General features: G+C 69.6%; 9 protein-coding genes (1 of these 9 running past the window's edge). 2 read left to right on the top strand and 7 right to left on the bottom strand.

Going from position 1 to position 9201, the window contains the following annotated elements:
* Positions 1-78, top strand: partial view of a hypothetical protein gene (locus tag ABD727_RS01385; RefSeq protein WP_344705604.1) — the 3' portion only. The gene continues 219 nt to the left of window position 1, outside the view; the window shows 78 of its 297 coding nt (coding positions 220-297); its start codon lies off the left edge, out of view; it ends in the stop codon at positions 76-78.
* The gene (locus tag ABD727_RS01380; RefSeq protein ID WP_344705603.1) at positions 75-455 is read left to right on the top strand and encodes an acyl-CoA thioesterase; all 381 of its coding nucleotides are present in this window, start codon (positions 75-77) and stop codon (positions 453-455) included. Before ABD727_RS01385 ends, ABD727_RS01380 begins: the two co-directional genes overlap by 4 nt.
* Here ABD727_RS01380 and ABD727_RS01375 read toward each other — a convergent pair.
* The 7 genes from ABD727_RS01375 to hisS form a co-directional block, all read right to left on the bottom strand.
* Positions 452-1978, bottom strand: coding sequence for a DUF4139 domain-containing protein (locus ABD727_RS01375; protein ID WP_344705602.1), 1527 nt, complete (start codon positions 1976-1978; stop codon positions 452-454). The genes ABD727_RS01380 and ABD727_RS01375 overlap by 4 nt on opposite strands.
* Positions 1979-1992: 14 nt before the next feature.
* On the bottom strand, positions 1993-3363 hold the full coding sequence (locus ABD727_RS01370) for a DUF4139 domain-containing protein (protein ID WP_344705601.1): 1371 nt from the start codon (positions 3361-3363) through the stop codon (positions 1993-1995).
* Positions 3364-3438: 75 nt separating this feature from the next.
* Positions 3439-4923 (bottom strand): OprO/OprP family phosphate-selective porin, encoded by a 1485-nt coding sequence (locus tag ABD727_RS01365; protein ID WP_344705600.1) that lies wholly within the window; start codon positions 4921-4923, stop codon positions 3439-3441.
* A gap of 78 nt (positions 4924-5001) precedes the next feature.
* Positions 5002-5799 carry a DUF4167 domain-containing protein gene (locus ABD727_RS01360; protein ID WP_344705599.1) on the bottom strand — a complete coding sequence of 266 codons (798 nt, stop codon included), beginning with the start codon at positions 5797-5799 and terminating at the stop codon, positions 5002-5004.
* A 225-nt stretch (positions 5800-6024) separates the two neighbouring features.
* Positions 6025-6855 carry a peptide chain release factor N(5)-glutamine methyltransferase gene (gene prmC / locus ABD727_RS01355; protein ID WP_344705598.1) on the bottom strand — a complete coding sequence of 277 codons (831 nt, stop codon included), beginning with the start codon at positions 6853-6855 and terminating at the stop codon, positions 6025-6027.
* Complete coding sequence (gene prfA / locus ABD727_RS01350; protein ID WP_344705597.1) at positions 6852-7931, bottom strand: peptide chain release factor 1; 1080 nt, start codon at positions 7929-7931, stop codon at positions 6852-6854. The genes prmC and prfA overlap by 4 nt, the downstream gene beginning before the upstream one ends.
* Positions 7928-9175, bottom strand: coding sequence for a histidine--tRNA ligase (gene hisS / locus ABD727_RS01345; RefSeq protein ID WP_344705596.1), 1248 nt, complete (start codon positions 9173-9175; stop codon positions 7928-7930). Before hisS ends, prfA begins: the two co-directional genes overlap by 4 nt.
* Positions 9176-9201: the final 26 nt, after the last annotated feature.

Genomic DNA, 9201 nt, shown 5'->3' with positions numbered 1-9201 from the left:
TTCCTCAGCTCGGGCTCGGGCCACGACGAGGAAGTGCACCGGCACGTGAACGAGACTCACAAGGAGAATGACGAGTGACGACCAACGACCCGCGGCAGCCGGTCCTGCGGGTGACCCCGGGACCGAGCGACATCAACTCGAACGGGCACATCTTCGGCGGCTGGGTGCTGAGCCAGATGGACATCGCCGCCGGCATCGTCGCCGCGCGGCGCGCCAATGGCGCCGTCGCGACGGTCGCGATCGAGCGGATGGAGTTCATCGCCCCGATCGAACTCCGCGACCTGATCAGTGTCTATGCCGAGGTCGAGAAGGTTGGCCGGACCAGCATGCAAATCCGGATCGAGGTCGTCGCCGACCGCGATCGCGGCGAGCATCAGATCAAGGTGACGGAAGGACTGTTCACCTTCGTCGCGCTGGACGAGCAGCATCGGCCCCGTCCGGTCGACGCGGCCTAGCGCCGGAGCCGATAGCCAAGCTCGACCGAGCCGTTGGCGGGTATGACCGTCTCCCACAGCGTCTCGCCGTCACGGCGGACGAGCCTTCCGCTCGGCCCGAGAATCGGCGCATCGTCGTCGGTGCCGAGCACCACCTCGGCGGTGACCGGATGGGGGCGGTCGCTTGTCAGGAGAAGACGGTAGCGGGCGGCCGTGGCGCTCTGTGCGGTCCGGGTCAGGCGGGCGGTGACGCCCGGGGTCACTCCGGTCCGGAACTCGACCTTCTCGCCGACCGCGCGGTCGTCCATCGCCCGCTCGCCCACCAGCAGCGGCCGTGACGCCCCGTCGCGCAGGATGACGACGTTTCCGGCGGGGAGCGGCAGCCCGAGCCCCTCCTCGGGGCGGTTGCGGGTGCGCAGGATCAGCGTGGCGTCCTGCGCGTCCTCCTCGCTGTCCGCCGCAAAGCCGAATCGGTAGACCGGGGTGACCCTGACGGCCGGCTGATCGATCAGCCCGACCTGCTTCTGCGCGTTGGCGGCGACCGTGACCGGAAGCGGAATGCGATAGAGCTGCAGGTCGCCGAGGCGCTCGCGCGCGGCCATGACCCGCGAGCCAGCCACGACGATATCCTCGGCGCCAACCTCCATGACCGGCGCCGGCGCGGCCATTACCGGTGGGGGTGGCGAAGGCGGCGGTGGAGCGGGCGGCGCGATCTGGGGCACGACGCTGGTCGTGCCCTGCGGCCAGCAGCGCAGCCGGATAGCGGGCGCCTCGACCGGCGGGACCCTGGCATCCTCCCGGTTGACCCTGCCCGCCACCGCCTGGGTCGTCGCATCAATGAAGCTAGTGTCGTCGGTGCTTGCCAGCGTCAGCCCGGCCTGGAGATCGAGCGTCCGCTCGTCGGCCGAAAGCCGGCCGACATAGTCCGCCTGCCAGTCGAAGCCGGTGGCGAGATAGGAGAGGGTCACGGTTGCGGTGAGCGGCTGGCGCGAACGCATTCTGACCGACAGGGTCGGCCTGGCGGTGAGCCCCGCAGGAACGGCCCGATAGGTCAGCGTCTCGCCGAGCCCCGAGCAGCGGAGCGCCTCGATCCCCGCCGGAGTCTCGAGGACGACACCACCGTCGCTCCCGGTGCGGACGACCGCCTCCTGCTCGGTGACTCTGCCCGTAGCCCGGCTGGTGCGGCGCAAAGTCACCCGCTGGCCGAGCGAGCGATCGATCAGGCTTCCCGCCGAGAGCAGCAGCGCATCTCGATTGCGCTCGACGATGCCCTGCGGAAGCCCGCCGACGATCGCGCTCTGCGGAATGATCCCGCTTGCCACCCCTTCAAGGCGCAATTCCGATTCGCCCGCCGGGATGGTGACGGTGCGGGTCTCGCTGATCAGCGCATATCCGTTCAGCCAATCGCGCTCGAGCCGCCGGTTGCCGCGCGAGAGATCGCGATAGACGGTGACCTCGACCCGCTCGGCGCGCGGCGAGGTGACCGGCACCTGCGCGTGCGCGGGCCAAGACAGGCCGGCGGCGAGGAGAAGAGGCAGGCGCACTGGCCGCCGCCTGCCTAGAAGCGGGTATCGAAGGTGGCGGTGACGCTCACCTCGGCATTGGCCGGCACCGCGACCCGCCACAGCGCCTCGTCGGCCGAGCGCCGCTCGCTCTTCTGGCTTTCGGCGGTGATCCGCGTGTCGCCCCACAGTCCGCTCTGGACGAGTTCGACGGTCACCGGCCGCGGCCCGGCATTCGTCAGCCGGTAGCGCATCGCGGTCCGCCAGCGGCTTCCGTCCCCGCCGAGCCGGGTCCGCTGCTCGACGGTCGGCTGGACCTTGATGTCGAACGCCTGGCCGGTGGTGAGCCCCAGCTCGCTCCCCATCGGCGTGTGCCCGATCGACGATTCGCCGACGAACTGCGGGGTGCCGCGACTGTCGCGCTGGTAGACCCGCACCGTTCCAGCCGGAAGCGCATCGCCGAGGCCTTCCGCCCTGCCGGTCGAAAAGCGAAGCACCGAATTGACGCTGACGGGCTGCTGCGCGGTCGAGAGCCATCCGACCCGATATTCGTAGCTGCGCTGCGCCGGGCTTCCGGAAACGTCGAGGAAGCTGACCTGCTTCTGCTGTGCCTGAGCGATCGTCGTCCGCTCGGCCAGCGGGTAGAGATAATAGTCGCCGATCCGCTCGCGCCCGGCGGTTTCGACCCCGGCCCTGCGGACCGGCCCATTGCCACGCTGCCCGTCGGCATTGGCAACCAGAACCACGTCGGCGTTGCGATAGGCCGTGCCGCTCTGGTTGTTGAGCGTGATCCAGCCCTGCACGTCCATGCGCCCCGCGGCTTCGTCGAACAGGGCGACATAGTCGGCGCTCCAGGCGAGCCCCGGGGTCAGGTAGGTCAGCGTTACCGGCTGGCGCCCACCGCGCGGGGCGGTCAGCGTCACCGACAGCGTTGGCCGCGGCCTCAATCCCTCCGGCACCTTGTCGAAGATGACCCGGACCGGAAGCCCGTCGTCGCGAAGCACCTCGATGCGATCGCCGATCTGGAGCACGACTCCGCCGTTGGCGGCGAGCACGCGGGCGCGCTCGCGGGTCTCGGCACCGGTTGCGGGGTTGATCCGGACGATGGTGATCGTCTCGCCCACCGCCTTCTGCATCAGCGCCGCGGGACTCAGCAGGTCATAGTCGAAGTTCTGCTCGACGATGCCGAGCCCGTTGCCGGCGAGGGTCACCGTCTCGGCGCGGATCTGGGCGGAGACGTCGGGAAACTCCTGCCGCGACCGGCCCGCGGGCAGGTTCAGCTCGCGCCGGTCCTGCACCAGGGCGAGATCGTCGTTGTAGATGGTGATCGCGACCGAGCCCTGGGCGCTCGCCTCGGGCGCGGGGATGGTCTGCGCCGCTCCGGGCAAGCACGCCGCTGCCGCCAACAAGCCGACCAACATCCGCATGCGTCCCACTCCTACCCCGTTGGGGGCAGAAAGTGTGACATTATCACATGGACGTCAACCGGCTTGTGAAGGCGGTCAGAAGTCGAAGCTGGCGCGCGCCTGGACGCTGTCGACGCCGTAGCGGCGCTCGTCGATCGGCTTGGTCGAGAGCGGCCTCACGGTCGCCGCGAGCGGACCGCCGGTGATCCGCGCATGGCTGTACTGGAGGTAGAAGCGGAACCAGTCCTCCGGGCTCCAGACGAGTGAAGACAACAGCCCGAGCTGGGTCCCGCCACGGCCGAGCGCGACCGAGGGGGTCGAGGCGCCGGTGCTGAAGTTGGTCGCGAAACCACGCTTCAGCTTGCCCGAGTCGAGGTCCAGCCAGTCCACCCGGCTGTTGACCTGCAAAGCGCCCCAGCCACCCTTGCTGAAGGGCTTGGCGACCTTGGTGCGGTTCCACAGCGAATCGCGGAAGCCGCGGCTTTCCCCGGTCAGATAATAGCCGACCTCGGCATAGGCGCCGAAGAAGCCGGGATCGCCATCGGGCGTGATCTGGGTGAGACTAGCGAAGGCGTCGAGGGGATCGCCGCCGAGACGGCTTCCGGGCGCATAGGCGTCGACCCGCACCCATTGCGCTTCGCCGGTGAGGTGCAGGGGACCGAAGATGCCCAGCGCCTCGAGGCCGAGGATCGTGTCGCCGCGGGCAGCGAAGGCACCGGTGTCGACGAAGCGAACGTCGGTCAGCTGGCTGAACGGCCGCGCGCGAAGCCGCGCAAGCTGGTTGGTCGAAGGTGCCCCTGCCGATGTCGAGGCCGTGCCGCCATTGTTCGATTGATATTCGCGCATCTGGACACTGGCACCGAACTGCAGCTGGTCCTCGCCGAGCTTGGGCGACCAGGTCAGGCGCGAGGCGGCGATCCACCCGTCATTGTCGAGGCTGCTGTCGATCGAATGCGCGGCGAATAGGCCCGCCGACCAGCGCAGTTCGTCGGCCTTCCAGGTGCCCGCGAGACCGAGCCGGCGCGTGTTGACGAAGGCGTCGTTGAAGGCCGAGCGCTCGGCGAAGCTGATGAAGCGCGAGCTGGTCATCTGCTCGAGACCATTCAGGGTCTCGAAATTGCCCGCGGTCACCTCGTAGGGCTTGCCCGAAGGCGCATAGCTGAGCGTGACGTCGCCGAACCCGACCTGCGCATTGGCGAAGTCGGCCTCGACCTTGTAGGCGAAGCCCCCGGGGATGGTGCCCTCGACCCCGAGCCTCAGCCGGCGAACGCGCGTGTTGAAGCCGAGATTTCGGGTGACGACCGCGTCGCCGGGATTGCTGACGGTGCCGGCATCGAGCATCAGTCGCCCGCGCGGCTTGAAGCTCCAGCCGGCGGCCTTGTCCTCGAACTTCGGTGCCGCACCCCAGGTCGGGGTGACCTTGACGCTGGTCGCCTTGAGCGCCTCCACTTCCTTGCGGAGCGCTTCGATCTGCTGCTGGAGCTCGGCGATCTGCGCGGCCGGATCGGGCGCGGCCTGCGCCTCTGCTGCTTCCGGCGCCGCCAGCGCCAGCACTGCCGCCATCGTCATATTCAAGGTCATGTCGCCCGCCCTCGGTCCGAAGCGGGGCTTCGGACACGAGGACGCATTGCGACAATCCTATGACATTATCGTGACGAATTACGCAGCCGGTGCGATCTCCTCATCGCCCTCGGCAACGCGCGGGCGGCGGGTGCGGCGACGGGGGCGCGGTGCCTCCTCGGCCTCTTCGGCAAGACTCGGCTCGTCGCTGACGACCGGGCCGATCGCCGGCGGAAGGAAGTCGGCGATGCCGCCGGGCTGCTCGGACTCGCGCTCCTCGGACTGCTCCTCGTCGCGGGGACGACGCTCGAGCCGCTCGCGGCGCGGACGCTCCTCGCGCGGGCGGTCGTCGCGCGAACGATCCTCACGGGGACGGTCGTCACGTGAACGCTCTTCGCGCGGACGATCATCACGCGGACGATCCTCACGCGGACGTTCGTCGCGCGGACGCTCGCTGCGGTCGCGGCGCTCGTAGCGGTCCTGCCGCTCCCCACGGTCCTGCCGCTCGCCACGATCCTGGCGATCGCCGCGCGGCTGGCGCTCGGATCGCTCCTGGCGGTGCTCGACGATCTCGTCGCCGTCCTCGCCGTCGATCATCTCCTCGTCGCCATCGTCCTCGTCGTCGTCGTGACGCGGACGCTGGTCCTCGAAGCGCGAGCGGGTCTCGCCCAGCACCCGGAAATAGTGATCGGCGAACTGGAGATAATATTCGGTCTGGACGCGGTCGCCGGCAAGCTGGGCGTCGCGCGCCATGTTCTTGTACTTCTCGAGGAGCTGCGCGGCGTTGCCGCGGCTGCGCTGCTCGCGACCACCGCCGCCGCCGCCACCGCCTCCCCCGAGACCCTGCGGACGCTGACCCCCACGACCGCGACGGCGGCCGCCCTGGCGATTGTTCATCAAGCGTTGAGTTCCTTGACCACTAGCGCCGAAAATATCCTCGAAGCGCATGAACTGGTGTGCCGGACGGCGACCCTTTCGCTGTCCGGAGCCCCTCTGTCGTCGGTGTCGCGCCGAAGGTCGGCGCAGGCCAGGCGATTTCGTCGGGGGTCGCCTCGGTCGGCTCCACGAAGCGGACCGGTGCTGACAAGAGATGTAGCGGTCGCCGCCGCCTTTTCCAAGCCCTTATTGTGGGGCCGCTATGGTGAGGACCCTGGGCCGCCCGCCAAGGTCGCGGACCAGCGTCGGGATCAGGCCGTGCGAGGCGAACAACGCGGCGGCACTGTCGCGCTGGTCGAAGCCGATCTCGATCGCCGCGAACCCGCCCGGCGCGAGCAGGCGGCCGATCTCGGGAGCCAGCCGGCGATAGTCGTCGAGGCCGTCGGGACCCGCGAACAGGGCCTCCGCCGGCTCGTGCTCGGCGACGCCCGGCCCGAGCTCGGCATCGGCGGCGACGTAAGGCGGGTTGCAAAGCAGCAGGTCGAAGCGCTCGGTCACGCCGTCCGCCCAGTTGCCGCGGCGGAAGTGCGCCCGCGGGGAAAGCCCCAGCCGGTCGGAGTTGCGGCGGGCATAGGCGAGGGCCTCGGCGCTTCGGTCGATCCCGACCCCGGTCGCGCGCGGCCATTGGTCGAGCGCGGCTAGCAGCAGCGTCCCGGGACCGGTGCCGAGGTCGAGGATACGCTCGGGACCGTAGCTCCCGGCGAAATGCTCGATCGCGGCGGAGATGAGGGTTTCGCTGTCGGGCCTCGGGATGAGCGCGCCTGGCCCGACCTCCAGCTCGATGTTCCAGAAGGCGCGACGACCGACGATGTAGGCGACCGGCTCCCCTGCGCAGCGCCGGTCGAGATAGTCGGCGAAGCTTTCGGGGACCGGCCCCTCGGGCGGCGACAGGATCAGGCGGTCGCGCTCGATCCCGAGCGCATGCGCCATCAGCAGTTCGGCATCGAGCCGCGGCGTGTCGGTGCAGGAGGGCAGCCGGCGGACCGCCTCGTGCAGCGCGCGCTCGACGGGCTTCACGCCTCTTCGAGCCCCGCCAGTCGCTGCGCCTCGTCCTCGGCGATCAGCGCCTCGGTGAGTTCGCGCAGGCCCGGTCCCTCGAGAATCTCGGGAAGCTTGTGCAAGGTCAGGTTGATCCGGTGGTCGGTCACCCGCCCCTGGGGAAAATTGTAGGTTCGGATCCGCTCGGAGCGGTCGCCCGACCCGACCATGCTCCTGCGTGCACCCGCGCGCTCGTTGGCGAGCCGCTCGCGCTCAAGCTCAAACAGGCGGGTCCGGAGCACCTTCAGTGCCTTGGCCTTGTTCTTGTGCTGGCTCTTCTCGTCCTGCTGGATGACAACCAGCCCGCTCGGCAAGTGGGTGATGCGGACCGCGCTGTCGGTCGTGTTGACCGACTGCCCGCCGGGTCCCGACGAGCGGTAGACGTCGATGCGCAGATCCTTGTCGTCGATCTGCACGTCGACTTCCTCGGCTTCAGGCAGCACGGCGACGGTGGCCGCCGAGGTGTGGATCCGGCCGCCGCTCTCGGTCGCGGGCACGCGCTGGACGCGATGCACGCCGCTTTCGAACTTGAGCCGGGCGAAGACGCCGTTGCCGTTGATCGAAGCCACTGCCTCCTTGTAGCCGCCGACCTCCGACTGCGAGGCGCTGATCAGCTCGAATTTCCAGCCGCTCTCGTCCGCGAAGCGCTGGTACATGCGCAGGAGGTCGCCGGCGAACAGCGCGGCCTCGTCGCCGCCGGTTCCGGCACGAACCTCGAGCATGGCCGCGCGCTCGTCGGCCGAATCCTTGGGCAGCAGCTGCAGCGCCAGCGCGCGCTCGGCCTGGGGCAGCTTCTCCTCGATGAGGGAAAGCTCCTCGGCGGCCATGGCGCGCAGTTCCTCGTCGCCGTCGCGGGTCATCGCGCCGAGGCTCTCGCGCTCGGCGCGGAGACGGCGGACCTCGCGCGCGGCGGCCGCGACCGGCTCGATCTGCGCATATTCCTTGCTGATCCGGACGAAGGCGTCGGGCGCGAGGTCTCCGGCGGCCATTGCCTCGGACAGTTCCTGCCGCTTCGCCTCGATCTGGGCGATCCGCTCGGACGAGATCTGGGTCATGCGCTAAGCGCCGCGTGAAGCATGTCGAAGGCAACCGCGCGCTGCTCGCCCGTGGCGAGGTCCTTCACCTGCGCGGTCCCGCTCTCGACCTCGGTCTCCCCGAGGATGATGACGTGGGCGGCGCCCGACGAAGCAGCGCGCGCCATGCGCTTCTTCATGTTGCCGCGCAGACCCATGTCGGCGGTGATGCCCGAGCGGCGAAGCTCGGCCAGGATGCGCACTCCGGCCTGCTCGGCCGCCGTCCCCATCGGCACGATGACCGCCAGCGGCGCTTCCACGGCCGGCGCGTCGATCATCATGCTTAGCCGCTCGATGCCGGCGGCCCAGCCGATCGCCGGCGTGTGCGGGCCGCCGAGCGCCTCGATCAGCCCGTCGTAGCGCCCACCCGCGAGCACCGTGCCCTGCGCGCCGAGCGCGTCGGTGACGAACTCGAACGCCGTGTGGCGATAGTAATCGAGCCCGCGCACCAGTCGCGGCGCCCGTTCCCAGCGCACGCCGGCGGCATCGAGGCCCGAGGTCACCGCGGCGAAGAAGTCGCTCGCCTCGCTCGTCAGATAGTCGTCGATGACCGGCGCCGAATCGACGATCGGCCAGTCCTGGTGCGCCTTGCTGTCCAGAATCCGGACCGGGTTGCGGTCGAGCCGGTCGCGGCTGTCTTCGCTGAGGTCGGCACGGTGCGCGGCGAAGTGGCCATGAAGCGCGTCGCGCCAGGCCGAGCGGGTCGCCGGATCGCCGAGCGTGTTGAGCTTGCACACCACCGTGTCGCCGAGCCCAAGCTCGCGCAGCAGCTGGTCGGCGAAGCAGAGCACCTCGACATCGGCCTGTGGCTCGCCGGCGCCGAGGATCTCGGCGTCGAGCTGGTGGAATTGGCGGAAGCGGCCCTTCTGCGGCCGCTCGTAGCGGAAGGCCGGACCGTGGGTCGCGACCTTCAGGGGCGTGAACTGCTGCCAGCCCTCGGTCAGGAAAGCCCGGGCGATCCCAGCGGTGAACTCGGGGCGGAGGGTGACGCTGTCGCCCGAGCGATCCTCGAACGAATACATCTCCTTGGAGACGACATCGGTCGTCTCGCCGAGCGAGCGGGCGAAGACCGCAGTCGGCTCGAGCACCGGCAGTTCGACCCGCTTGAATCCGAACAGGCGCCGGACGCGATCGAAGGTCGCGACGACATGCGCGAAGCGGTCGGCCTCTTCGCCAAGGAGCGACTGCATGCCGCGGATCGGTTGGGGAGTGGAAATCTGAGCCATTTATCTGCGCGCCGCCACTAGCGGGT

It is taken from the genome of Sphingomonas swuensis (assembly GCF_039538045.1).
GTDB classification, from domain to species: Bacteria; Pseudomonadota; Alphaproteobacteria; order Sphingomonadales; family Sphingomonadaceae; genus Sphingomicrobium; species Sphingomicrobium swuense.
This window is presented reverse-complemented; position numbering and strand designations above follow the sequence as displayed.

Excerpts from the sequence above, each read along its gene's own strand:
- ABD727_RS01370 (WP_344705601.1), bottom strand. The coding sequence starts at position 3,363 with ATGCGGATGTTGGTCGGCTTGTTGGCGGCAGCGGCGTGCTTGCCCGGA.
- ABD727_RS01365 (WP_344705600.1), bottom strand. The coding sequence starts at position 4,923 with ATGACCTTGAATATGACGATGGCGGCAGTGCTGGCGCTGGCGGCGCCG.
- ABD727_RS01360 (WP_344705599.1), bottom strand. The coding sequence starts at position 5,799 with ATGAACAATCGCCAGGGCGGCCGCCGTCGCGGTCGTGGGGGTCAGCGT.
- prfA (WP_344705597.1), bottom strand. The coding sequence starts at position 7,931 with ATGACCCAGATCTCGTCCGAGCGGATCGCCCAGATCGAGGCGAAGCGG.
- hisS (WP_344705596.1), bottom strand. The coding sequence starts at position 9,175 with ATGGCTCAGATTTCCACTCCCCAACCGATCCGCGGCATGCAGTCGCTC.